This window comes from Pseudobdellovibrionaceae bacterium, assembly GCA_020635075.1.
GTDB lineage: Bacteria > Bdellovibrionota > Bdellovibrionia > Bdellovibrionales > UBA1609 > JADZEO01.
On the sequence record JACKAM010000001.1, the window covers coordinates 1,960,774 to 1,987,431 of the forward strand.

The 26,658-nt window shown below is 50.8% G+C and carries 15 protein-coding genes and 1 riboswitch; of the genes, 7 read left to right on the forward strand and 8 right to left on the reverse strand.

The window, feature by feature from the left end; translation table 11 throughout:
* The first annotated feature begins 55 nt into the window (after window positions 1-55).
* The 5 genes from H6624_08520 to H6624_08540 all read left to right on the forward strand — a co-directional run bounded on the left by H6624_08520 (window position 56) and on the right by H6624_08540 (window position 7,649).
* Window positions 56-892 (forward strand): hypothetical protein, encoded by an 837-nt coding sequence (locus H6624_08520; GenBank protein MCB9084376.1) that lies wholly within the window; start codon window positions 56-58, stop codon window positions 890-892.
* Entirely contained in the window at window positions 883-2,034 is a 1,152-nt protein-coding gene (locus H6624_08525) for a hypothetical protein (GenBank protein ID MCB9084377.1), read from the forward strand. The genes H6624_08520 and H6624_08525 overlap by 10 nt, the downstream gene beginning before the upstream one ends.
* Window positions 2,035-2,088: 54 nt before the next feature.
* Window positions 2,089-3,912, forward strand: a complete 1,824-nt coding sequence (locus H6624_08530) for a hypothetical protein (protein MCB9084378.1) — start codon at window positions 2,089-2,091, stop codon at window positions 3,910-3,912.
* Between the two features lie 145 nt (window positions 3,913-4,057).
* The gene (locus H6624_08535) at window positions 4,058-5,662 is read left to right on the forward strand and encodes a VWA domain-containing protein (GenBank protein MCB9084379.1); all 1,605 of its coding nucleotides are present in this window, start codon (window positions 4,058-4,060) and stop codon (window positions 5,660-5,662) included.
* A gap of 178 nt (window positions 5,663-5,840) precedes the next feature.
* Window positions 5,841-7,649, forward strand: a complete 1,809-nt coding sequence (locus H6624_08540; protein ID MCB9084380.1) for a diguanylate cyclase — start codon at window positions 5,841-5,843, stop codon at window positions 7,647-7,649.
* On the opposite strand, the gene H6624_08545 is transcribed toward H6624_08540, so the two are convergent.
* Together H6624_08545 and H6624_08550 are read right to left on the reverse strand one after the other, a co-directional pair.
* Window positions 7,646-8,677, reverse strand: a complete 1,032-nt coding sequence (locus H6624_08545; GenBank protein ID MCB9084381.1) for a hypothetical protein — start codon at window positions 8,675-8,677, stop codon at window positions 7,646-7,648. The genes H6624_08540 and H6624_08545 overlap by 4 nt on opposite strands.
* A 302-nt stretch (window positions 8,678-8,979) precedes the next feature.
* Window positions 8,980-10,200, reverse strand: a complete 1,221-nt coding sequence (locus tag H6624_08550) for a hypothetical protein (GenBank protein ID MCB9084382.1) — start codon at window positions 10,198-10,200, stop codon at window positions 8,980-8,982.
* A 139-nt stretch (window positions 10,201-10,339) separates the two neighbouring features.
* Here H6624_08550 and H6624_08555 point away from each other — a divergent pair, with 139 nt between their 5' ends.
* Entirely contained in the window at window positions 10,340-14,206 is a 3,867-nt protein-coding gene (locus tag H6624_08555; GenBank protein ID MCB9084383.1) for a VCBS repeat-containing protein, read from the forward strand.
* A 9-nt stretch (window positions 14,207-14,215) separates the two neighbouring features.
* Here H6624_08555 and ftsY read toward each other — a convergent pair whose 3' ends face one another.
* From ftsY to H6624_08580, 5 genes are all read right to left on the reverse strand, one after another.
* Window positions 14,216-15,466: a signal recognition particle-docking protein FtsY gene (gene ftsY, locus H6624_08560; GenBank protein MCB9084384.1), complete on the reverse strand. Its 1,251-nt coding sequence runs from the start codon at window positions 15,464-15,466 to the stop codon at window positions 14,216-14,218.
* Window positions 15,466-19,077: a chromosome segregation protein SMC gene (gene smc, locus H6624_08565; protein MCB9084385.1), complete on the reverse strand. Its 3,612-nt coding sequence runs from the start codon at window positions 19,075-19,077 to the stop codon at window positions 15,466-15,468. Before smc ends, ftsY begins: the two co-directional genes overlap by 1 nt.
* Window positions 19,074-21,794, reverse strand: a complete 2,721-nt coding sequence (locus H6624_08570; protein ID MCB9084386.1) for a pyruvate, phosphate dikinase — start codon at window positions 21,792-21,794, stop codon at window positions 19,074-19,076. Before H6624_08570 ends, smc begins: the two co-directional genes overlap by 4 nt.
* Before the next feature lie 21 nt (window positions 21,795-21,815).
* On the reverse strand, window positions 21,816-23,153 hold the full coding sequence (locus tag H6624_08575) for a glycine--tRNA ligase (GenBank protein MCB9084387.1): 1,338 nt from the start codon (window positions 23,151-23,153) through the stop codon (window positions 21,816-21,818).
* A 173-nt stretch (window positions 23,154-23,326) separates the two neighbouring features.
* The gene (locus H6624_08580) at window positions 23,327-23,776 is read right to left on the reverse strand and encodes a hypothetical protein (GenBank protein MCB9084388.1); all 450 of its coding nucleotides are present in this window, start codon (window positions 23,774-23,776) and stop codon (window positions 23,327-23,329) included.
* Window positions 23,777-23,856: 80 nt separating this feature from the next.
* On the opposite strand from H6624_08580, the gene H6624_08585 reads away from it, so the two are divergent.
* Window positions 23,857-24,651: an Mrp/NBP35 family ATP-binding protein gene (locus H6624_08585; protein MCB9084389.1), complete on the forward strand. Its 795-nt coding sequence runs from the start codon at window positions 23,857-23,859 to the stop codon at window positions 24,649-24,651.
* A gap of 328 nt (window positions 24,652-24,979) precedes the next feature.
* Window positions 24,980-25,067, forward strand: a riboswitch (cyclic di-GMP riboswitch).
* 74 nt (window positions 25,068-25,141) lie between these two features.
* Here the strand turns inward: H6624_08585 and H6624_08590 are convergent.
* The gene (locus H6624_08590; protein MCB9084390.1) at window positions 25,142-26,644 is read right to left on the reverse strand and encodes a LysM peptidoglycan-binding domain-containing protein; all 1,503 of its coding nucleotides are present in this window, start codon (window positions 26,642-26,644) and stop codon (window positions 25,142-25,144) included.
* Between the last annotated feature and the right edge of the window lie 14 nt (window positions 26,645-26,658).

Sequence of the window (26,658 nt, forward strand, 5' to 3'; positions counted from 1 at the left end):
CTCCACCTATGAGACCGGCAACTTTGGGACGTTCAACACTAGCCGGGAGTTGAAAATGGAGAATGGGAACCGAATTTTAGTTAGGGCGCTCGTCATATTATTTCTGCTGCTTCCAGGATCTGGCTGTAAGAATGTCCTGGAAGACTCAGCCAAGACCTCCACCGACGAGGCTCTCTTTTTTGAAGCCAAACAACTCATGAATAGTGGGGACTGGACAGGTGCCATCACCCAGTTTGAGCGAATGTCGGCAGCCTATCTCGCCAGTCGCGATGTGGCTCCCCACTACGCTTCAGCTTATGCCGGCCGCTGCGGTCTGAGTTATTTGGGCTTTGTGGAAAGCCTTGGGAGTATTGGCACCACCAAGCTCTTTCGCTTTCTCATGAACACCTACCCGGGTTCTGCCGCCACCCATGTCGCTGACTGTGAAACTGCCGAAACCATTTTATTGACCTCGGTGGCCGATCCAAACTTGAGAACGGTTGATGAGAACCTACTCGTGGCCTTTACGGCCTTTACTAAGCTTGGGACTATTCTTAACACCTACGCGGACACCGACGACGACGGAAGTCCTGATGGTGGATTTGACGCCTGCAATGTAGGAAGCCTAGCCGATGCAGATGCCCGGCAAGTGGGAACGGGATTAGCCATTGCCCTATCCGCCCTGCAAGCCGCAGCGGCAGAGACCACCATTGGCAGTGGTGAAACCGCAACCCTCACCAGCGGCTGCGCCGACCTGGCGGTATTAGCCCCCAGTTTTGACTTTTGCTCCGTGACTGATCCCGCAAGTCTCACTGCTGATCAGGTCAAAGGGATTCGCTCAGTTATTCAAGAGAACGAATGGGTCGGCATAGGCTCCTGCAACAACACTTTGGACAACTGCCTATGTCCATAAAATCCGTGAAGCTGGCGCTCTCCTATCTATCGGGATGCGTCCTTATTTTTATTCTTGGTATTTCGTGGCAAAGGGCCGACGCCGAGGAGCTCTATCAAATCCACAAAAGTATTCGAAGTCTTGGTATGGGTGGTGCTGGCGTGGCCTCCACCTTTAACTCGGACGTGCTATTTATCAACCCGGCCGGCCTCGCCGATGTGCGCGGCATGAACTTTACCATGATGGACCCCTACGTGGGATTGAGTGGGCTGGATATCCTCGAGCAAGCCCAGAGTGTGCAAAACTCTGCTGACTTTAGCGCCACCCTACAGCAGTTTTATGGCAGTCCGGCCTGGTTGGGTGGTGGAGCCAAGGCGGCGGCCCTGTTTTCCAATGTCGGCTTTGCCTACTATACAGATGTGGATGCCAGTCTGAGAATTGACAATCCGGTGTTTCCTGAATTGCAGCTCAATGTGGTTCAGGATTACGGACTTGCTTTGGGTGCTGGATTTCAGGTTCACGACAATGTGTCGACAGGCGTGGTCATCAAGCAAATCAATCGCAAGGGTGTTCGAGAAACCTATCGGGCCAGCACCATTGGTGACCTCAATCCCGACCAGATTTTTGGCAATCTGGACAATGCCGGGAAAGGCTACTCAGCAGATCTTGGTGTGAATTTGATTTTCGATCGCACCACCAATGCCACCATGAGCTTTGTATGGAAGGATATAGGCACTACCAAATTCCGGGTGGAAAACGGTGGAGTGGCTCCACCCAGTGACCCCGATGAAATGATTGTCGGACTTGCAGCTACCATCGACGGCGGCCTGTTTAGCATCACTCCGGCCCTGGATTTTCGCGGGCTCAACCGTAACGATGTGCCAATTGGAAAGAAGGTCAACTTTGGAGTTGAAGTTGGTCTTCCTCTGCTCGATGTTCGTGCCGGATTTCACCAGGGGTATTACACCTTGGGCGCAGGCCTTAACGTGGGACTGCTGCGGGTCGAAGCGGCTACCTATGGTGTTGAACTGGGAGAGTACCCGGGCCAGCTAGAGGACAGACGTTATCTCCTGCAGATCGCCCTGGAGTTTGGTGTGGACTCCAATTGGCTCAACTTCTCCGGTAATCAGGGGCGTCGAAACCGCCTGAAACAACGGAGATAGTGACCCATCCCTGAGCCTCTGCTAGCCTGATCCCTCTTGTTAAGGGGGTATGAGGTGGCTCGTTTTAAACCTGAATTTCAGTTGAACCGTGAGTACTCAAGCTTCGCTGACCCGCAATGGGCTGCTGACCTCAAAGAACTCACTGAAACGATCAGTTCCATCAGTCAGCGTGCACAACAGCTGGATCAGGACGATAAGGCAATCTCAGCAAATAATATTGTTCAACTTCTTAAGGATGAAGAGCGAGCCATTCGCCTATCGAGGAATATGGTCACCTATTCCAACCTACTCGTGACTATTGATGGCACCAACCAAGAGGCTAAGGATCACCACAGTCGGGCTGTTGACTTTCAATCTAAACTTCTGGAAGCAGCAAAACCCTTTCATCTATTCTTAGCCCGTATGTCGGATAATTTTTACTGCAAGCTCGAAGAGCATCAAGAGGCCCAGCCCTACCTATTTGCCATTCGCCTGCGCCGCGAACAAGGGGACACCCTGCTGAGCAAATCAGAAGAAACACTGATTGAAGCGATGAAAAGAAGTGGTTTTTTGCCGTGGATCGATCTCTATCGGGAAGTGTCTGGGGCATTGAAGTTTCAAATGAAGTTCGAGGAAGAAACAAAAATACTGAGCGTCGCCGCTGCCGCCCCTTATATCTGCAGTCGGGATGAAAAAACCAGGAAGCAAGCCTACTTCGCGATCAATGACTCCTGGCGAGCCCAAGGCCCAATTCTCGCCAAAGCCCTGTCCTCCCTCGCTGGATGGCGGCTCGAAGAATTTAACAAGCGTTCACATACGAGGGAGATGGATTATCTGGAAGTCCCCTTGCGGATTTCCCGTATTCGCCGCGAAACCCTTGACGCCATGATCTCCGCTGTTGAAGCCAGATCCCACATTGCCAAAAAGATCGTACAACTCAAAAATCGCGCATTGGGTTTTGGTGATACTGTTCATGGTTGGAACTTAAGTGCTCCCCCCCCCTTGATTCAGGATAGCTCCGACACCAAAGTCACCTTTGATCAAGCCATTGAGATTCTCCAGCGGGCTTTGAAGCCCTACCATCCTTACTTCGCTGAATTTGTCCAGCGCATGGCGGAGAACGGACAGATTGATGCCCGCATGGGCGACAACCGACGACCGGGTGCCTTTTGCACTTCCTTTGCGAAGTCGCGAAGACCCCATGTCTTTATGAGTTTTTCAGGAGAGTTTCACGACATCCGCACCTTGGCCCATGAGTTAGGCCACGCCTTTCACAATGATGCTCTTAGCAGCCTGACGTTTGCCGAATCCTCGTATCCTATGACTTTGGCGGAAACGGCCAGTATTTTTACGGAAACCTTGGTGGGCGATCACCTCATTGAGCATGAAGCCAATCAACAGCTGGTCTTGAATTCCATGTGGACCGAGGTGTCTGTGGCGTCGACCATGCTTATAGGAATTCCCTGGCGCTATCACTTTGAACACCGGCTCTACCAGGAAAGAAAGAATGGAGCTCTCTCTGCTCAACAACTGGAGGGCCTGAGCCAAGAGACCTATCGGCAAACATTTGGCAATCTGGTGGTAGAGGTTCCCGAGTCCTCTTGGATGAAGACCCTTCATTACTACATCGATGGCCGATACTTTTATAATTTCCCCTATACCTTTGGTTATCTCTTCTCCCTAGCCATCCTCAATCAACGCGAAACCTGGGGAGACCATTTTTACGACCAGTATGTGGCACTCCTTCAAGACACTGGCCGCATGAAAGTAGAGGACTTGGCAGATAAATATTTCAAAGCCGATTTGTCTCGTGAGACATTTTGGCATCAGGCCCTCGACATCGTCGAGAGAAAGACCGGCCAATTTGAGTCCAAACTATTGGAACTAGGCCTCATTTGATGGTGATTAATCGTTTTAATCAGGCCTTATCGGTCTAAATAATTTTACCCAATCTACCCTTAGCCGTACAAGGCCACTGAAACCGGTCCTGAATCCCTCAAACCACATAGGACCGGAGAACTTATCCATACCTAAGGGGAACGACATGAAAACTAAAACGCTCGCCACGGCACTACTTGCCGCAACCACGCTGGGAGTGAACAGCGCACAGGCTGTTTCGATTCTTCCAGCTAACACTGCCACCATTGAAGTTCGTTACGACGAAGCTAAAAGTGGCAATCGCATCACCGACACGGCTTATTTCCGCATTCCCATCGTTGCCACAAGTGCTTCGCCACTGAACAGCGATGATAAGATCGAACGTACCATTTGGGTGGCCAAGTTTGGTCAATCTCTCAAAGACTCTCTGAAAAAGTATGAAGACGTTTGTAAAGTGGACGTCGAAGAACCGCCGGTGATCATTCCCCGTCCCATTCGCCCTCCGAATCCGATTATCCCTGGCCCCATTCGTCCCCCTCACCCTCCAACTGACACCAAATGTGTAGAGGGCTGGAAGAGGGTTGGCGCTGAAACCGAAGTAACTGTTGAAGCCCATAAGGCCTCACTATTTGGCATGGACGTGTCTCTTCAGTCCAAGGAGCTCCACGAGTTGGTGGACCTGGGATTGAAATTGGCTAAGAACATGAAAGAGGCCAAGCCACAAACCCTTCCTCACCTTGAGTTGGGCCATGCCCGCGCTGCTCTTGGAGCTGGTGGCGGTGGTTTGAATGTCACCACTGGTGGCGCTATGGACATGGGTTCTTTCCGCCGCAATGTGGAAGAAGGCTATGTGCCTGGCCCCGAGAGCTTGGCAGTTGAAGGTTTGATGAAGGAATTCGACCTCTCACTGACAGCTAAGTCTTGCGCTAAACTTTTGTGCATTCAACCCGCTTATCAGATCTCTGGAAAAGAGAATAAGCTTTACGTACAAGTTGGCATGGCCAGCAACGTGACCAAAGAGAACTTTAAGCGCAGCCCTCTCAACCTGGCTGTAGTTCTCGACATCTCTGGCTCCATGCAGGGAACAGATGGAACCAGCAAGTCCCGTCTGGAGTGGGCAAAAGAGGCTTTGGTTCACACCATTAACCAACTTGAGCCAACGGATTCCTTTTCATTGACCGTGTTTGACACTTCCAGTGAAATCCTCATCCCTACAACTTTGGCCGCGAACAAGGCAAATCTTCTGGCCACCGTTGCTGGTTTGAAAACCAAAGGCAGCACCAACCTGGAGTCTGGTCTGCGTGATGGATACGAATTGGCTTCCAAGGCTTTCCGTCAGGGATATGAGAACCGCGTTCTGCTGATCTCTGATGCTGGCCTCAACACGGGTGTAACTGATGAGAATAGCATTCTAAAACTGGTAAGCGATTTTGCTTCTGAAGACATCGGCCTAACTGCCATTGGCTTGGGCTTGAACTTCAAACAGGAATTGATCCACAACATCACTATGAGCAAAGGTGGCAACTACGTGTTTGTTAACAGCGGTGAGAAGATGTTTAAGTTCTTTGAGAGCTTTGACTTTCTGGTCACTCCTGTTGCCTACAACTTCAAAGCTTCTCTTCACTTGGGAATCTATGAAGGTGCCAAGCTGGTGAAAGCTTACGGCGTACCCGTAAAAGAAGACGAGCCTCTTCGCGACTTGATTGATGTTCGCACTCTCTTCTTCAGCGAAGAGGGCGGAGCCATGCTTCTGGAGTATGACCTTAAATAATTGATTTTGGTCAAGACTCGATCCAAGAGCAGCCAGAAAGCGCATAGACCCATCCCATCGAGGGGCTTCAGTAGTGGAGCCCCTTTTCTATTTCACCGGCCAAAAAGCGTTTCACAATGAGATTCCCTTGAGGCGAAAAGTCCAGGTTCCGATATAACATAGTTAAAAAGGAGCCGCTTTGAACCTCGGTGACCGTATTCGACAATTACGGATGCCCCTAATCCCCATTCAGGTCAAGGTCTTTGCCCTGCTGATGGGCATGACGGTATTTATCCACATCCTGGTGTTCATGACGGCCACCAAAGTTCAGGTAAAAACCGCACAGCTCACCGCAAGTGGTGACCTGCTTAAAGCCCACCAGACAGTTGCTGAAGCCCTGTGGGAGAGCCCAGAAAGCGCCCTTAAACCGACTTTTTTGAAGGGAAAGCAACTGCCAAAGAATGTCGTCGTCCTGGCTCTCTACCAAAACAGTCGGGTTCCGGTTTGGGGGCAATGGCCTGATGACCACCAGGGACTTGAAGAAAAGTTAAAGGCCGATGGTCTGCCAGTTCATGGGTCGGGGGAAATATTCGCCATTGCCAACAGTGACAGTTACTATCTTGCGACTTCCATTCCTCTTTACCCGGCAGGCCTACCGCCTTTGTCGATTATTCTGTTCAAGGATGCCTCCGAGATCATGTCGCCGATGAAAGACTTTCGCAGATTCTTGATGCTCCTCTTCGGTTTTAGCCTGGCCTTCTCGGCATTTGTCTCCCTGTATGTGGCAAAGTCGGTCACCCGCCCCATTCAGGAAATCAAAGATAAGGCCAAGATGATCGCCGATGGGAACTTTCTAATCGACCCAAAGCTGGCTCGTAACGACGAGATCGGGCAGCTCTCCACCACCCTGGCACAGATGAAAGACATACTGGTCAAACAGATTCATCAGAACCAAGCTGTCAATCAGAAGCTGTCACTTAAGAACAAAAGGATTCGTCAGGCGAACGACGAGTTGGCCAAGAAACTTGCTGAAACAGAAATTCTTCTGGCCTTGTCCCAGTATTACGAGGGGCATGATGAGTCCAACCAGGCTGGACAGCTGTGGGAACGCATTTTAGTGATGCTTCGCCGGCTCTACAAAGCCACCAGCGTCCACTACCTGACTTACAACAAAGACGAAGGGACCTACGATATTTCCCAGTCCCATGGACCCAGAAATGAAGAGGCCGACAAAGAAGGAGTGCGGATGCTTGGGGAAATGATCACACCGGACTCACTCCGTAATGGAGAAATCCAAACAATCGAGGATCAGGAACAGCGATCCAACCTCATTGTTCCACTATGTGGCGATGAATCCCTTCATGGTTTTATTCTCATTCGTAAGCCCTTGCCCCTGATTAAACCTGACTTTCTCTTTCTCCTTACCCTGGCTCACCACCTGGTTTTGATATTGGACAACCTGGAACTTCATACCTTGGCCGTTCACGATGATTTGACTGGCCTTTACAACAGTCGTCACATTCGCCGCAGCCTCAGGAGCTGGATGGAAATTCAAGACGGCAGTCTTTTGCCCGTATCCCTCATTTTGTTTGATGTGGATCACTTTAAGCGGGTGAATGATACTTATGGTCACCCCCTGGGAGATCTGGTCCTTAAGGAATTGGGCAGTTTGGTTCGTTCCCACCTCCGTGCTCAGGACGTGGGCGGCCGCTGTGGCGGTGAAGAGTTTGCCGTCCTGCTGCCGAGAACGGAGCTCAGTCAGGCGGAGGTTGTGGCAGAGCGACTGCGCGCAGCCGTAGAGGAATTATCCATCCTCAGCAAGGGAAACAAGATCAAAACCACAGTAAGCCTCGGCGTGGCGACGGCACCCCTCCATGGAAAATCAGGGGATGAGCTGTTTGAAGCAGCCGATCAGGCTCTTTACCGAAGTAAGCGATCCGGTCGCAATCGGGTTTCCTCGGCGGCGGAGTTGGATCAATTTCAAGAAGACCGAAGGTCGGCTTCCTAGGAACAACGTCCCACGCCCGCCCAAAAAGGGACACCAAAGACCTTCCATGGTTCCCGATCCATCTTACACTTGAGTCCCGACTGACGGTCACAGGGATTCTCCAGAATTCCCCGAGTGGCGTGGAGTCGATGACTCTTAGTTCGGGTTTCACTGTAGGTTCCATTCTCCTTGTTCATGTAAAGGGGACAGGGGACATCGTGGCGGGACTTCAATCGGCAGCGGTGGGCACCATTCACCTCTAACTCACACCGGGCCACGGTGATTCCCTGGATGGTCTTGGGAAACTTTTTTCGATGCCAATCCAGGCAGCTCACATCGCCTGCCAAAGTTGAATCTCCACCACCCGAGTTGCCGGGCTGGCACTCACTGTCTGGATTGGAGTGAACGACTTTTTCAACGACCATCTTGGAAAAATCCTCCAAGACGAACTGTTCAACATCCCGACGAAAGACATCATCACACACCTTGTCCAAGTAGGTGGAAACTGAGACATCCTCTCTGACCTGAAAGAAATTGGAAAAGATAGACTGGGTGTTTGTTTCTATATTGGCTTGTTCAAGTGTTTGTCCAGATCCGAACACTTCAAAGTTAAGATGCTTGCCCTTTTCCACCGCCAAAGAGGCTTCAAAGGCACATAGTCCCACCATTGGGTACTCATCGCGCACATCAGGAAAGGCCATCATTTTTTGTTCATCCCAGCGGAGCATTTGTTTTTCTTCAGTGCCCGTCGCGTAGACCAGATCCAGGCTTTCTGAGATTGGGTCTTTTGGCGATTGCTTGCGCCGGGATGAGATCATGACGAGGGTCGTTTTAAGACCGTAACGAAACTGAATATTGAGCTTGGCCCCTCCAGTCGCCACGGCCAAAGGAACTTTCAGGCCAACATAGGTATTGGAGGTGATGACCTCCTGGCGGTTTTTCTCCAACCACAGCCGTGGAAAGGGGGGCCAGGAGAGTTGGGGGGTATCGGAACTCAGCAGCTCGTTAAACATCTGCCTTTTGACCATGTCCATTGGCCCGGGGTACATGCCCTGCACCCTACCCCCATCACCATAGGCGTCCTGTACAAAAAGTAGCACTATCCAAACTAATCCAATCCAGCCAGGCTTTCCGTAGCCTATAAACCCCAACACAGGTCATACCTCCGTGTTTCATATTTGTCCTTTTCACTGAGCATTCCGGATGCCAACTTCACAGAGGCCTTTATGTGCAGACCAGCCTAACTGATGTGAATAAAGTAAAAATTGAGTTCCCTTCTCAGTCACATTAACGCAAGGCGAGAGCCAGAATCGACACCGACTTTAACCGATTTTCACACTTCATAGACCGACTACTGAGGCAGAACAAAGCTGCGAAAGAGCCGAAAAGTTCGCGTGTCTTCCGGGTAGGCCTGACTGAGCAGAATACCTCCTTCGGTCAAGCCTTTGTGAAAAGCACAGGCTCCGCGAAAACGCTCGCCGCCCCCTATAACTGAACCAAATCTGACTGGTCCATTGCCATCAGAGACGAGAACCCCCTGGTCAAGATTGGAAAACTTAAAGACCTCGCACCCCGAGTAGGCTCTTTCCCAAGGCTGATTGGAGGTTCCAGTCAACAGGATGTAAAACTCTCCACTGTATTCAAATAGATCGGACGCCGTCCAATTGCGAAAGCCCAACCGCTGAGCATCCGCCTCTGCGAGCAAAGTGCTGACGAAGGACCACTGAGCGGGATCTAAGTAATCGCAACCCAGGGGAGAACAACGGTGGCGCAGTAATATGATCCGAGTTTCCTCCACAGGAAGAAGCTCATGGCAGTTCATCGCCAGGTACAGACTGTCTCCTTGAACCAGAATACCTGGTTCGGAAATCACACCACACCGAGCCAGTTCAGGGTGCAACTGATTGAGCATCATTAAAGGGGGGGCACCAATGGGAGACCCCGTTGATCCATCCTTTGTGTTGTTTCGCGAGTCATAGGCCCCGGCGCCCATAAGTTTGTACTCGGTGGCCGACGGAAGGTTCTCTGGCAGACTTGCTTGTTTAAATGAAAACCATGAATGAGCAAACATGCGTTCATGGTTAATGAGTAGGTAGCGAAACCAAATCAGCAGCCACTGACCGGATCTAGGGTCGTAGGCCAGCTTTGACACCTCACTGTGCCACGTTCCTGCGTGATGAGCAAACTCCGGAACCTGTAGGGTGACATCCTTATTTTCATTGAGAGCCAAATTAGAATCCGCCCAAACTCGACCTCCGTCATCTGAGTAGGCAAGGCGCGTGTGAACCGAATGGCCATTAAACATCGGCCACATGAGCGAGGGCGCGACCGAGGAGTAAGACATATACACCCGTCCGCTTCCAGGGACCTGGTCAAGGGAAGGATCAAACAGCCCATTTTCACCCTGGCTGGGTAAACGGATTTCCGCCTCCAGTGGCACTGGAGGCGGCTCCGGAATCGGCTCTTCCTCCCCGTCCCGATTGTCTTCGCTTGAACAGCCTACACCGCCAATAATCAAAGAAATGAGAATGATCCGCAGGCCAAATTCTATTAAACTCACAAAGTTCTTCATGACACACCCCTAGATTAGTCTTCCCTATAGCCTCTATACGAACGGCCAGGGGAATCTGTGCCAGAAATGCCTGCCTCAATATGAAACACTTGGCTATACTGTCTTTTGCCGATCACCAGATTGGAGGGAAATCGCCAAGATGAAAAAAAGACTATTCTGGAGTCTCGTTCTCTTTGCTGGAGTGGCGTTTTACTTTTGGACCCAGTCCCGGTACCCGGCACTCAACACCAAAGCAGCCATGGGTGACCGCACCGGAGTTTTGGGGATCTCATTTGATATTATTCTCAACTATGATGCCAAAAGCCCGCTTTGGTATCGGATTTATGCTGGAACCATCAATTGGTGCTATACCAACTGGAAGGGAATGACTTTTGGATTAGTATTCTCGGCAATTGTTCTCAATATCCTTTCCCTATTCACCTACAGAAAGACATCTTCTGTATTCATCAATTCGTTGATGGGTTTATTATTTGGGGCACCCCTGGGCGTCTGCGCCAACTGTGTCGCACCCATTGCTCAAAGCCTTAAAGACAGCGGAGCTTCTACTGAAACCACACTCTCAACAGCTATCAGTTCTCCCACCCTGAATGTGGTTGTTCTCTCCATGGTCTTTACCCTCTTTCCCCTTCACTTCGAGGTCACAAAGGTCATCCTGACCCTATTCATTCTAGTAGTCGTCATACCACTACTTACCAAACACTTTCTCGAGAAGCAGGCCCACCATACCATTGGAACAGCCACTGCCGCACAGGCCTTAATTCCGGCTCAAATACCTGGGAATGAGAGTGTCTTGGTGGCACTTCTTCAAGTTTTGATCTCATCCACCAAGAAACTCGGGTTTGTGTGCCTGCGTACTGTTCCTTTTATGCTTCTCGCTGGCCTCCTTGGCACCGTCTTCGTCGAAATCTTACCTTTCGGGTTCTTTTCGGGAATCGAACCCTCATTTTGGTCTATTCTCGGGATCTCCTTTTTTGGAACTCTACTCCCGGTACCGATTGCCTTTGACGTTGTCACGGCCTCCAGCTTTCTCAACTCAGGCTTAGACAGTGGACTCACCATGTCCCTGCTCTTTACTCTTGGCATCTTTAGCATTTATCCGTTTATGTTGTTTTGGAAGCATATCTCATTCCGGGTTGCTCTCGCTCTCTTGATCACGGTCGTAGCTACCGGAAGCTTCGCTGGCGGAGCTGTCAACTGGTACGAACACCACCGTCGCGATGAGGCATTGACTGCAGTATCTAATCTTCACCTGGACAAGCTGACCGATTTAAAGGCCAATAGGCTTGAGACCACAAAGAGTATTCTCTTGGAAGCATGCGCACTCCCTGTGGGTCAGGCATTGCCTGAGTCAGATTACATGAGTTGTTATCGTAAGTCCCTCTATCAGGTCGCCGCCGCGTTAGGTGACTCGGAATTCTGCTCCCTCCTTGATAGCGACAAGAATCGATCCGACTGCCCGGTCTTCGTGGAACAAGAAACTCAAAAGACTGATCCACAGCTGTGCGACAAAGCCAAGGATCTTCTCTTATGTAAGACAGCCTACTACAAGAGGCTGGCCTCTCTTGGTCGGCCCATGGAGTGGCACTGTAATGGTGAGGCTGATGAGGCAGTGCGGGCTATTTGCCGCCAGGCCATTAAACTCTCAGCTATTGTTCGCGATGAAGATCACAAGCTTTGTCAATCGCTGCCAGAAAGTGCGGGGTGGCGGACCACTTGCTACTACCGCTTTGCCCTCAACTCCTCCGCGACACTTCACGATTCAAGCGCTCTGGATATTTGTCGTCTCATCGCCCACCCTCCAACCAGAGATCGCTGCCTTGTGGATGTGGGAACTATTTTGCTCACCCGGACCAATGATGTTGATGGTTGCCGAAAGCTCGGAAGTGCTGAACTCACTACCGAGTGTGATCAAAGTGTTGCCTACACTCTGGCATTAGACGGCAACAATCCCGAGCTCTGCTTTGAATATCTACAATCGAATCAAGCATCCGATTGCTGGCTCAAGGCAAGATCTCGCCTTAACGCCAAGACGATAGAGCGCCTGCACTTTCTCTCTCAGCTTGAGGTCCCAGGAGATATCCAACCAATAGCTCTCGATGACCACAATGGCCCCTCATCTCAATTCATCGACCATTTAATGAGTAATCTTCCACTCATGGAGCATTATGAATCCGACACAGTCAGGATATTGAGGACTCGTTTCATCGACAACCTGGATAACCCCGAAGTGCAGACCTATTTCCAACGAAACGAAGGAAAGGATTTAGGACTGGACAGCTCGATCTCTGGCATGGAGTTCTACGTTGGCTTTCCATCCGTAGGCAAAGGTATTTCTGCCGGCGACCTCAATAATGATGGCTGGCCAGACATAGTAGTTTCAAACTTCAATGGTTTGGACTTGTATTTTAACACCGGACAAAGAAGTTTCATTCGCTCCCAACTAGGGTTGAATCGTGATGATTCCCGCTACATAAATTCCCGACATATTCTGATAGCTGCCCCGGCCGATTTCAATAATGACGGCTGGCTGGATCTCTATATTACTACGCGTGGCGGTGATAACTTTATCATCTACAACGAACAAAATAGTTTTCTGACCGCAAGGCTGGCGAGGTTTCCTGGGAGTCACCGGTCAGCCACCTTTGCCACATCAATCGCGGATGTGGATAAAAATGGAACCCTAGATTTGGTCAACGGAAACCTCACGACAGGAGCCTTCCCCTTCTGGAAACCCGAATCCAAAAATGAGTTCTACTTTCAGAGGTCTCTGGGCAAGTTTGAGAGCGCGGACTTTGAAGATTACAACGGGGTGACGTTGAGTACGCTGTTTTCTGATGTCAATCATGATGGCGAAATGGATCTCTTTGTGGGCAACGATTTTGCAACTCCCGACTCTTTCTACTGGGGCCCCATTAGGGAACCGATCAAGTTTGATCGCGGTATCAATAGCCCCATTCCCGTCACTCCTCATGCAACGATGAGCTATGATTCGGGTGACTTTAACAATGATGGTTTTTTAGACCTGTTTATTTCTGAAATGACCTTTGAACCAACTCCCGAGAAAGATTATTGTGGAGAAATCAAAGATCCCAATTATAGAGAGGATTGCCGCCAGGCCTCCGCTGCCTATTTAGCCATTGAGAACTGGAATATGGCCGGATGCATGGCTCTAACCAAGTCCCACTTGCAGATCACTTGCTCCATGGGGCTTCTGATCCGCATCGCTGCCCGCCTTAAGCAGCCGGATCTTTGTGCCAAGGTGCCAGATAATCTGGTGAGTTTCCGAAAACGTTGCGATTACATGGCCGCTCATCGTGAGGTGGGGCAACAACCGAAATTTGAAGGTGTTCCGCAGAGAGTTGATTCCAACATCCTTCTTGCAAACGACGGCAAGGGAAGATTTGTTGATCGTACGGATAACACCGGTGTCCGCTCCAGCTACTTCTCCTGGGGGGCACGATTTGCCGACTATGATAATGACGGCTGGCAAGATATTTACGTAGTTAACGGAACACAAATTGGCAAGGACATCAGACCTAACGTCCTCTTTCACAACCAAAAGGGTCAAAAGTTCATATCAGCTCAGGAGTCTTTTGGATTGGATGACTATATCCACACCTCTTCATTTGTGGATGTCGATTTCGATCGGGACGGAGACCTGGACGTCATAGCAACTGGTGGCCTTGCGCCCCTACGTGTCTTCACCAATTTAAACAAATCTGGAAACAAGGCCATCAGTTTCGAGGTCCGAATGAGGGAGGGCAATCGCTTTGGGATTGGCACCAAGGTCAGTATTGAGTACGACTATGAAGGCAAAACCGGAAAACAAATTAGAGAAATCAAAATCGGCGGTGGTTTTATGTCTTACGATCCCGCCGTGGCTCACTTTGGTCTCGGCCAAGTGAATGAAGTCAAACGGGTAACCATCCAATGGCCAAATGGACAAGTTGAAAGCTGGCAGGAATCCTTTCCTGCCAATAGCCACTACATTATCGAGCAAAAATAGTCAGGAAATCTAGAGTATGGAATCGACGAACTCCTCGGACTTAAATGGGCGAAGATCATCGATCCCTTCTCCCACACCGATCAGACGAATTGGCAACTCCAATTCACAGGCAAGACCCACAGCCACTCCCCCCTTGGCCGTGCCATCCATTTTGGTGAGCACGACTCCAGAGAGCTCCAAAATACTGTGAAAATTCCGGGCCTGCATGAGAGCGTTTTGACCAGAGTTTGCGTCGAGCACAAGCAAGGTTTCATGGGGCCCTTCGGGAATGACCTTTTGAACCACGCGCTTCATCTTACGCAACTCTTCCATCAAATTACTTTGAGTGTGCAAGCGTCCGGCTGTGTCGATAATTACCACATCAAACTCGCGAGCCTTGGCCATTTGGCAGGCATCAAAGGCCACGGCACTGGGGTCAGACACGCCCTCCGGAGAAAATATCTCAACCTGGGCGCGCTCACTCCATACCTTAAGCTGATCGCCGGCGGCAGCACGGAACGTGTCTCCAGCCGCAACCACCACCTTCTTGCCCGAGCGAGCAACCGCATTGGCTAACTTGCCAATCGTTGTCGTCTTGCCAACCCCGTTAACTCCAACGATTAACCACACCTGAGGTTTAAAACTCAATTCGCCTGAGAAATGCAAAACTTGGGAGACATCCTCAGCACTTCCACTTCCGTTTTGCACTTCTCCAAAAATACTCAGCATCTCCTCACGCAAGGCATCGCGAACCAGGTTTACGTCCGATTTTTCCTTGCCACCCAATTTCTCATCAACAGCTTCGAGAAGACGCTCCACGGTCTGTGGCCCCAGGTCACTGGTGTAGAGTATCTCTTCCAAACCATCGCGGTCATCATCAGACAGTTCTTTGCCGCCAGCACCAAACAACGTCTTAATTCGTCCAAATAGGCTTGCCCTGGTATTTGAAAGGGCGTCGCCCAAATCCTTCTTCTTAGAAGGAGCGGCTGGCTCCGCGGCGCGAACAGGCCCGGTCGGCGGTTCTGGCTCGGAAGGCAACACCTTGAGGGTGGGCTGAGGGGGAACTTGGTCCTCTATTGCGGAGACCGGTTCAGCAATTTTTTTCCCCACTTCGCGTTCAATTTTTCGTGCCACCTGAGCAGTCTCAGTGGCTTCCGGTATCGCTGGCGGCTCCTTGTCCAGTTCCTTTTTGATGTAATTGCGAAAGGCAATGTAGCCAAAAATAACCAGCGTACCAAGCGCCAGGCCCAGAATAAAGAGAGTCTGTTCGTTACCTGCCATTAGGCTTCTGCCACTTTCTCCGCTTCATGGAGATTCACAGAGACCATCTTGGACACACCCTTTTCCTCCATGGTCACGCCATAGAGTTTATCGGCCACCTTCATGGTGTGTTTGTTGTGAGTCACGACAATAATCTGACTCCGCTTTGCCATCTCACCGACTAGGTCGTTGAAGCGGAAAACGTTGGCATCATCAAGCGGAGCATCAACCTCATCCAACAAACAGTAGGGTGAGGGCTTAACAAGGAAGATTGAGAAGATCAATGAAACCGCTGTCAAAGCCTTTTCTCCACCAGACAGCAGGCTCACGTTCTGTAACTTCTTCCCGGGAGGCTTGGCCACAATGTCGATTCCCATCTCGTTGTGCTCAGGGTCCTCCACCATAATCAAACGCGCCTCTCCCCCACCAAACAGAACTGGGAAGACTTTGATAAAGCGCTCATTCACCATCTCAAAAGTTTCTTTAAATCGGCGGGAACAAATACGGTTGATCCGGTCGATCACCTTGCGCAGGTTCTCCTTGGCCTCAGTCAGGTCCTGATGCTGCTGGGACAAGAACTGATAACGCTCAGAGAGATCATCATATTCTTCAATCGCCGACAGGTTCACCTCACCAATACGCTTGATCTTCTGTTTCAGATCTTCGACTTCCGCCTCAGTCGCCTGCAAATCCCCAGGAACATCTTTGTACTTGGGGGCCTCATCGGCCAGGTTGAGCATGTAACGTTCATGAATCTGATCCACCATGTACTGCTCTTTCATCTTCAACTGTTCCAGTTTCAACTGAGCATCGTTCAGGCGGGCCTTATTCTCATTGATCGAGTGCAGAGCCTTGGAAAGCTTTTCCTCAAGCTCGGTTTCTTCAGCAGCCAATTCCTCGTACTCATTTTGTGCAGCACCAAGCTGCTCGTCCTTGGTTTTGGCCTGCTGGACAACTCGCTCCAGTTCCAGCTTTTGCTCTTCGATTTTGAGACTGTTCATCGACAAGGACTCTGAACTCTTCTCGGACTCCTCGGACATCTTGGTCAGATTGGTCGTCACATCCATCAAAGAGTTGGAGACCATCTCCAACTGGACCTGTAGACCCTCTAGTTCCTGACGCTTGGCCGCTGAATCCACCTTTAGCTGAGTCACTTCCGACTGAATGGTGTCGATTCCCTCGCGGGAGGACTTGAGTTCAGCCGTTAGTTCCTCGACCTTCTTCTCCAAGTTCATACGCTTTTCACGGGTCTCCTCGATGGTCGTTACCATCTCCGCTTCCCGATCCTTTAAGACGTTCAAACTTGATTCCTCGCGAGAAACCAGCTCGTCCTGCCGAGTGAGGGCTTGCTGGGCATTTCGCAACTCGTTTTCAGCTCGCTCCAGGTCCTTTTTCAACTCTGCAACCAGAATCTCTTTCTCAATCTGCCGGGTCTTGCTGTTTTCCAGCTCCTCAGCCACGGTGGCCGCTTTGGCCTCAAGCTTTTTCAAAGATCCTTGAGCCAAAGCCAGTTTGCCGGCCCACTCTTCGCGCTTCTGAGACAACTCTTTAATCTCACGACGGCGCTTTAACACTCCTGACTCAACACTATCGGAGGCTCCCCCGGTCAACACGCCTTCTGCCGTCAGAGTGTCGCCTTCAAGTGTGACAAATGTTTTGTCGCCACAAAGACTGCGCAAGTGAAGAGCCGTGCGAATGGAATCCACCACCACAACGTCCTTCAAAAAGTAGGCAACCTGTTGGCGGTACTGATCCGGCACCTTCACCACGTCGTTCAAATAGGACTTAAAACCCTCAGATTCACGCAAGGCCCCGGCTTCCGGGTTTTCCTGAAAGCTAGGGAGTACGTCAGCTGAGACAAAGCTTGAACGGCCGGACTTTTTCTCTTTCAAATAATCAACCGCAGAAAGGGTGGTTTGCGAGCTGTCACTGACCAACATCTGCAGACGGTTGCCGAGAGCGGCTTCCATCGCCAGTTCGTACTCCTGAGGAACTTCAACAATTTCGGCGACTGGCTGAAACTCGACCACCGTCGACTGACTGCCGTCAGCATGCATTTCATTTCGCTCACGCTGCCATAGCATGACAGACTTCACGCCCTCTTCAAATCCCTCAAAATTAGCATGGAGGTTTTCCAGTCCGTACAGACGAGAGGACACCTCATTTAAAGAGTCCTTAAAACGATCAACTTCTTCCTGCTTCTCACTCACCTGAACTTTTAGGAGTTCAAGGTTTTCCTGGAAGTTCTCCACGTCCTGCATGATTCCAAGCTGCAGCTGCCGCTCCTCTTCCAAGCGAGCATGGGTGGAGACATGACGCTGCTGAAACTCATCTGTCTTGGTCTTCAGTTCAGCTAGAACCTCACGACTGGTCGTGATTTTGGCTTCAGCCTCTTCTATCTGGGTCTGAGTGGAGAGAAGTTTGGCCTCAATATGAGACTCACTCTGCGAGACCGTCAACATTTCACGACGGCCACTGGTGAGTTCTTCGTCTGCTTCAGTTATTCTCTTTTGCACCTGCTGGTAGTGTTCATTGCGTTCACCAAAGCGCTGCTCCAGATCCTGAACAACATCTGTTAGACCTGTGACCTTTTCCGTGTAGCTTGCCTTGTCTTTTTCCAATGCTTGTTGGCGGGCTTGATACTGCTCCAGAATGTTGCCCGTCATTTCCTTATCGCGTCGGGCCTGTTCAATTTCAAAGCGCAATTCACGGATCTCGTGTTCCAAGGTCTGGGACTTTTCCTGAATCTCTTTTCTCTCAACCTGGAACTGCTCAACAACCTGTTCTTTCTCACCTACGACGACTTTCATCTCGGCCAGATCAGCTTCCATCTGGCTGATCTCGGTGGTCACACTGGTGTCACTGTCCTGGGCATCGATAAAACCTCTCTGCGCCTGATCCAAATCCTCACGCAAGGTCAGATAGGATCGGGACATAAGCCAAAGCTCTTTGTCACGAATTTCGTTTTTCAAGGTGCGGTAGCGTTCGGCCCGTTGCGCCTGTCGCTGAAGACTATCCAACTGGCGCTTTTGCTCCCCAATGATGTCTTGGAGACGAACTAGGTTCTGATCGGTTTGTACCAACTTACGTTGTGATTCCCTTTTGCGAACCTTAAATTTGGTGATGCCGGCCGCCTCTTCAATTAAGGTCCGACGGTCTTCGGGCTTGGCGGTGATGATCTTACCGATCGCTCCCTGCTCGATGATACTAAATCCCTTGGAGCCGGCTCCCGTATCCATAAAGATTTCCTGGATGTCACGAAGGCGGGCTGCTTCCTTATTGATCAGGTATTCACTTTCGCCACTTCGGTGGAGCCTGCGAGTGACCATCACTTCACTAAATTTGGCGTATTTGGCAGGAAAGGGGCCGCCATCATTTTCCAGAGTCAGAGAGACCTCGGCAAGGCCAGTTGGCGCATAGCCTTCAGCACCGGCAAAAATCACGTCTTCCATAGAGGATCCGCGCAGGTGTTTGGCCGACATTTCACCCATGACCCATACCAGAGCATCGACGATATTGGATTTTCCACAACCATTGGGGCCAACGACGCCGGTGATCCCTGCGTCAAAGTGAATAACAGTACGATCTTTAAAAGATTTGAACCCTACCAGTTCCAGCTTTTTGATTCTCAATGTTCAACCTTCCGTTGTTTCAAGGCCGCCTGCGCTGCCGCCAATCGAGCAATAGGAACGCGATAAGGGGAACAACTCACGTAATGCAATCCAACATTGTGAAAGAACTCAATGCTGGCCGGGTCTCCTCCATGTTCACCGCAAATTCCCAACTTAATATCTGGTCTGGTTTGGCGCCCCAATTCAACACCTTTTTGCACCAATTTTCCCACTCCCCCCACATCCAAACTGGCAAAGGGATCGGCTGGCAAAAGCCCTTCAGAAACGTAAGTAGCCAAAAACTTTCCCGAATCATCCCGGGAGAGGCCCAAAGTTGTTTGCGTCAGGTCATTGGTGCCAAAGCTGAAAAAATCAGCAGAATGGGCAATTTCGTCGGCCGTTACTGCCGCCCGCGGCAATTCGATCATGGTGCCGATCATGTAAGGAAATTCTTGACTCGTAGACCTTTGTACTTCCGCCACCACATCTTCCACATCTTTGCGCAAAACCGCCAATTCCCCTTGCGTCGCCACCAGGGGAATCATGATTTCGGGGAGCACCTTTTTGCCCGCCTTGATGGCATCAACAACCGCCAAAGCAATGGCCCTGGCCTGCATTTGATAGATTTCAGGATAGCTAATGGCCAAACGACAGCCACGATGACCCAACATGGGGTTCATTTCACTCAGGCTTCTGACTTTGGTGCGGAGCCGTTCAGGCTCCCAACCCAGGCGTTTGGCAAGGTCCACCATTTCCTCATCCGAGTGAGGCAGAAACTCGTGGAGGGGAGGATCCAAAAGACGGATGGTCACTGGGAGTCCGTCCATTTCCTCGAACAAACCTCGGAAGTCCTCCTGTTGCATGGGCAGAAGATTGTCCAGGGCCGCCTGCCGCTCAGGACGGGAGTCGGCCATAATCATTTCTCTCACCACATCAATTCGATCTGCGCCAAAGAACATATGCTCGGTTCGGCACAGGCCAATTCCCTCCGCGCCAAAGCGACGAGCGGTAGCAGCATCGGGAGGGGTGTCGGCATTGGTCCGCACACCAAGGCGACGGTTTTCATCGGCCAGTTTCATGATGCGTTCAAAGTTCTCATCCAAAGTAGGAGGAAGCATTTTGACTTCGCCCAAAAACAACTCACCTGTTGAGCCATCAAGGGTGATCACGTCACCTTCGCTGAGGACATAACCTTGGACCCGCATCTCTTTTTTGCGGTAATCCACATCTACTTCGCCAGCACCGGCCACACAGCACTTACCCATTCCTCGGGCGACCACCGCCGCATGGGAGGTCATTCCACCTCGCGAAGTTAAAATCCCCTGGGCCGAAACCATGCCTTCGATATCTTCCGGTGAAGTTTCCACGCGCACCAAAATGACCTTCTGTCCATCGGCATGGGCCTTGACCGCATCTTCAGATGAAAAAACAATCTTGCCAACGGCCCCGCCAGGGCTGGCCGGAAGCCCCTTGGTTAATAGGGTCTTTTCAGCCTTTGGGTCCAACGTGGGATGGAGAAGTTGATCAAGACTCATCGGATCGAGGCGCAACATGGCCTCTGTACCATCAATAAGTTTTTCATCCATCATTTCACAGGCGATCCGCAAAGCAGCTCGCCCAGTACGCTTTCCAGTGCGGGTCTGCAGCATCCACAGATGCCCCCGCTCAATCGTAAATTCAATGTCCTGCATATCACGATAGTGTTGTTCCAGTTTCTCAAAGACTTCGGTCAGCTCTTTATAAGGCCCTGGCATGGCCTCTTCGAGGGAAACCAACCCTGTTCCTACCGCTTCGGCTTTTGAAATCGGCTGAGGAGTGCGAATGCCCGCGACCACGTCCTCACCTTGAGCATTGATTAGGAATTCTCCGTAGTAAGCCCGTTCGCCCGTCGAAGGGTTGCGGGTAAAGGCCACACCCGTGGCCGAATCATCTCCCATGTTGCCAAATACCATGGACTGAACATTGACCGCAGTACCCCACGAACCCGGAATGCCGTGAATTTCACGATAGGTCTTGGCCCGTGGCGTGTTCCAGGAACGAAACACCGCTGATATAGCTCCCCACAGTTGTTCAAGAGGGTCCATGGGAAAAGGCTGACTTGTGGTCTCAATGATTTGCTTTTTAAATTTTGCCACCAGGGTTTTCAAATCATCGACCGTCATGTCAGTGTCATTTTTGTACCCCTTGGAGTCTTTAAGGTCCTCCATGGTCACTTCCAGATAGGAAGAGTTCATGCCCATAACCACATCTGAATACATCTGCAGAAAACGACGATAGGAATCCCACGCGAAGCGGGCATTACCAGCCTGATTGGCTAAGCCTTCAACGGCCTCATCGTTCAGGCCCAGGTTCAAGATGGTGTCCATCATGCCTGGCATGCTGGCGCGGGCTCCTGAGCGTACACTCACCAATAAGGGATTGGCATTATCGCCAAACCTTTTCCCCAGTTCTTTTTCAACTCGGGTCATCGCCTCTTGCACAGAGGCTTTCACCTGTTCAGGCAGTTTTTGTCCGGATTCATAAAAGGCCTGGCAGATTTCAGTCGAAATAGTGAACCCTGGGGGTACCGGCAAGCCAAGGGAGGTCATCTCTGCAAGGTTGGCGCCCTTGCCTCCCAGGGCGTTCTTCATTCCGGCGTTGCCCTCGGACTGGTTGGACGCGAAGAAGTAAACAAACTTCTTAGGTAATACGAACTGGGTATTTGATTTGGACAAACCCTTATCCTCCCGCACTTCCATGACGGCCTCCTTTTATGGAGCTCAAAAATTCATTAGTTTTTCTGCAATATAAGCCTTTAATCCTGAAATCTTGACCCGATCCTGAGTCATGCTGTCACGATGACGAACCGTGACTGATTCGTCTTCCGCACTTTCAAAGTCAACCGTCACGCACAGAGGTGTGCCGATTTCGTCCTGCCGACGGTAGCGCTTACCGATACTGGCGGTCTCATCGTACTCCACATCCCATTCCTGAGCCAACTGATCGCGCAGACCACTGGCCATCTTGGTCAGAGGCTCTTTGCGCGAAAGAGGGAGAACTGCCACTTTGACCGGTGCGAATGCGGGCTTAAAACCCATCACCACTCGCACGTCTTCTTTGCCATTCTCATCAGTGGTGACCTCTTCTCGGTAGGCGTCACAGAGGATCGCCAAACACAGGCGATCACAACCAACGGCTGTTTCAATAACGTAAGGGATGTACTTTTCCTTGGCCGCTTCGTCGAAGTACTCAAGTTTTTTGCTGCTGAATTTCTGGTGCTGACTCAAATCAAAGTCACTGCGGTTGTGCACACCTTCTAGCTCCTGCCAGCCAAAAGGAAATTCATACTGCACATCAAAGGCCGCTTTTGCGTAGTGGGCCAATTCGTCAGGACCGTGCTCAGAGTAGCGCAGCTTGTTCTCGCGAATTCCCATATGGAGGTAAAAATCCCAACGGATTTTCTTCCAGGTTTCAAACCACTCCTCGTCAGTACCAGGCTTAACGAAGAACTGCATTTCCATTTGTTCAAATTCCCGGGTGCGGAATGTGAAGTTGCCCGGGGTGATTTCATTGCGGAAGGACTTCCCGATCTGGGCAATGCCAAAGGGAATCTTTTTGCGCATGGAATTGGCCACATTTTCAAAATTCACAAAGATGCCCTGGGCGGTTTCGGGACGTAGATAAACCACGTTGCTGTCCTCCTCCACCGGGCCCATATGGGTTTTAAACATGAGATTGAACTGGCGAGACTCGGTCACCTCAGTGGAGCCACAACGAGGGCATACCACCTTGCCATCGACCATCGCCGTGTCCTCGCGAAAGCGGTTCTTACACTTTTTGCAATCACACAGAGGATCGGAAAACCCATCTACGTGTCCGCTGGCCTTCCACACCGTAGGGTGCATAAGAATAGCAGCATCCAGACCGACAATGTCTTCCCGTCTGGTCATGGCCCGATACCAGGCAAGCTTGACGTTCAATTTGAGATTGGCCCCTAGGGGACCATAATCCCAACAGGAGTTAAGACCACCGTAAATTTCACTGGATTGGAAAATGAAACCACGGCGTTTACACAAGGAAACAAGTGTCGCCAGATCTTGCAAATATTTGGTCTGCATGGGTCGCGCCTCAAGACGAAAAGGTTGGCTGGTTGAACAATAATTGGAGGTAACACTGCCCCCTCGTCGAGTCAACTGAGCTGCGTGGTGTCGAATAAGCCAAAGGCTCTAAATCCCTCAAAAAAATCACTTGGAGAAGTGCGGCAAATTAGGCCTAAAGCGACATCAACCTGCTAGGATTTGAGATGGGCCACGATGGCCCTATAGGCAGTCTCGATAAAAACCCGCGATTCCGGATCAACCTGAGCGAGACTCTCCTCGAAAGCTGCCTTGACCTTCTCAATGGAGCTTCCTGCAGGTAAGCCTAAGACCTCATAGGCATCCCAGGAGTGACCATTGTAGTTAAAAATGACATTAAGGGATTTACCCACCTGGGTCCTTCTCTGTGCAGGTTCGTCTTCGAGAACTTCACTCTCGACTGGTGATTTTGAGCCAATGCTGATGGTGCTACCCGCTCCAGAAGCCTGCGCGGCGCCATCCACTTGGCCCGACTTCAGGCTCAAGCGCATACCGGAGCGAGGTCTTCGCCGCAGGAGGTAGAACAGCACCAGGGTCAGCACCACCCCGTTCAAAATCAGGAAATCTTTGACGTTGGGATCCACTACCCTATTATTGGACCCCACTTGTTAATTTTCAAGTCCCGGTCGGCGCCAGGTTGTGATAGGAGAGCTGGGACCACAATTCTAACTAAGGACGACTTGATATGGCTCAAAACCCCTTTGAACAGCAGGCACCCATCCCTGGAATTCGCCACATCATTGCCGTGGGCTCAGGAAAGGGCGGGGTGGGAAAGAGCACTGTCGCCGTCAACCTTGCCTTGGCTCTTGGTCGCGACCACAAGGTCGGTCTATTGGATGCGGACCTCTATGGCCCAAGCATTCCCCGTATGTTGGGTGCCCTCAATCAAAAACCTGAGATGACGGAAGCAGGCAAAATTGCCCCCTTGGTTCGTCACGGACTCAAACTCATGAGCATAGGTTTTTTGGTGGATGAAAACCAGGCTCTCATTTGGCGCGGCCCTATGCTCTTCAAAGCCATGGATCAGTTTTTCCGCGACGTAAACTGGGGTGACCTCGACTACCTAGTAATTGACCTTCCCCCAGGAACTGGAGACGTGGTCTTAACTATGGCACAAAAGGTTCCCGTGAATGGAGCCATCACGGTGTGCACTCCACAAAACCTGGCCTTTGCTGATGCGAAAAAGGCGCTTGATCTTTATGACAAGGTCAATGTTCCTCAACTTGGTGTTGTGGAAAATATGGCCTACATGCTCGATCCAGAAAGCGGTCGCAAGATTCAAATGTTTCCCAAGGGCGAAATGGATTCATATCTAGACGCCAAGGGAATTCCAAAACTAGGTGAGGTCCCCTTTCATAGCGATGTAGCGCGAAGTTCGGAGGCCGGAATCCCAATTGTAGTCAGTCACCCCGACTCTCCGGAGGCCCAATCTTTCATTGCTATGGCCGCGAAAATTCAGGAAGAATTGCCTCCCGCCTAATTGTGAGCCATTCACTTTGATACAAATAATTGAAAATACTAGAGTTTTTCGAATAACTCTTGGACAACCTCGACCGCTCGCGTTAATCTGAACACCAGACGATTCTAAGAGCATTGTACGTTTTTTAGGAGGGGTCGTTCATGCCGGGTACTCCAAGGGAATTCAACCTTGACCCGCCACCGAAGTAGGTAGGCGGAATTGAGTTTAAGCCTTTCACGCCAGAAAGTAACACGCGTTGACGGCCAGGATGCCGTCTTAGTTTCCATCTAATCCAATGTCATCTTACCAGGAGGTCTTTTTAAGGAATTATTCTCGAGGTGATTTCTTCCTTTGCTCAGGGCAAACCCTTGGAAACAGGGGGGCGCAAAACCACAGGGGCTAAAGCATTTCCATGCTACGCCAGCCGCGTTGCCAGAGGTCAGGATACCCTTTACGGTTGAACATTGGAAGAATGAGTTCTCTAGCCCGCCATCGCCCGTGGCGGGTTTTTTTATTGGGGAATAATCAATTCGCTACCAATCATGATATGCGACCGATTGGTCAACTGATTGGCTTGAGCCAGCTGGGTGATACTTGTCGAGTAACGGCGGGCAATCCCCGAAAGAGTGTCCCCACGACGAACCACATGAACCTGTCCCTTGGAGTCACTCACCACCAACTTCTGCCCAACCCGAATCATGGAACGACGATTAAGTTGATTGAGGTCGCGAAGGGCGGCCACCGAAGTGCGGTACTTGCGGGCAATAAGACTCAAATTCTCCCCCCGCTTCACCTGATGATGTCGGACCCTTCTTTGGGCAGCAATTCGTCTTGTCACTGAAGGGTTGGTCTGTTCGTACTTGAGATGCTCCATATTTTGCCGCTCTGGAACCCGCAGACGCTGACCCACTCGAATAAATGAACGACGACCAAGCCTATTCATGCGACGAAGAGTTCCCACTGATGTACGATGGCGCTTGGCAATTCCCGAAAGTGTGTCCCCGCGTCGAACCCGGTAACGGAATTCTGTGGCCACATACTTGGGCGGAGCCGAATAGGACATATCGACAGCCGCAAAAGCCCTATCCTTCATACCCACGGGTACACGCAAGGTCACTTTCTTGCCCTGAGGGACGGGGATGAAATAAGTGCGATACATCGGATTGAGCTTACGCATTTCCTCATAGCTCACCCCACTCATGCCACTCGACAATTTTTGTAGACTAATCGGCTTATCGATTTGAATCTCGTCATAAGCAAGTTCGGGCTGATAGTCGACATCACGAAAGCCATAGACCTCAGGGTTTTTGGCGATCAAGGTCGCGGCTATAAACTTAGGCACATAATTAATCGTCTCCCGATGAAGGCGACGTCTCTTGGCCAGTTTCCAGAAATCGCGAGTGTAATACTTCATTACCGCCCGCTTCACTCGGTTTTCACCCGTGTTGTAAGAGGCCAAGGCCAGGTACCAATTGCCGAAAAGGTTGTGCAGAGCCTTGAAATAGCGTGCCGCTGCGCGAGTCGACAGGACTGGGTCCCTACGCTCATCGACAAAGGCATCGATTTGCAGTCCATAGACCTTGCCTGTACCACGTATAAACTGCCAATACCCAACCGCGGCCGCACGACTGTTCGCGCTGGAGTTAAATCCAGATTCAATCAGAGCCACATAAACTAGATCAGTTGGTAAACCTGCATCTTGTAACTCGCGCTTCATCATCGGCAAATAGCGGGATGACCTCTCCAGGTAGCGTTGCATATGTTTACGACCACGCCCCTGGAAGTAATCAACCCACTTTTGAACCTGCTTATTCACTTCAATGGGAATGTTGTTCTGCTCTGCTGGAGAGGCCGACAGCTCATCGTTGGCACCTTCAATCTGCTGAATCTTTTCCTGATCTTCATCTCCCTCAAGAGTCGAGACTCGACTTCCATCGGGAGCCGTACGCAAGTGTCCACAAGCCGTCAGACCAAGTACAATCATTGATGCTAATACGATTCGCAGTTGAATCATTCCCACAGTCCTCC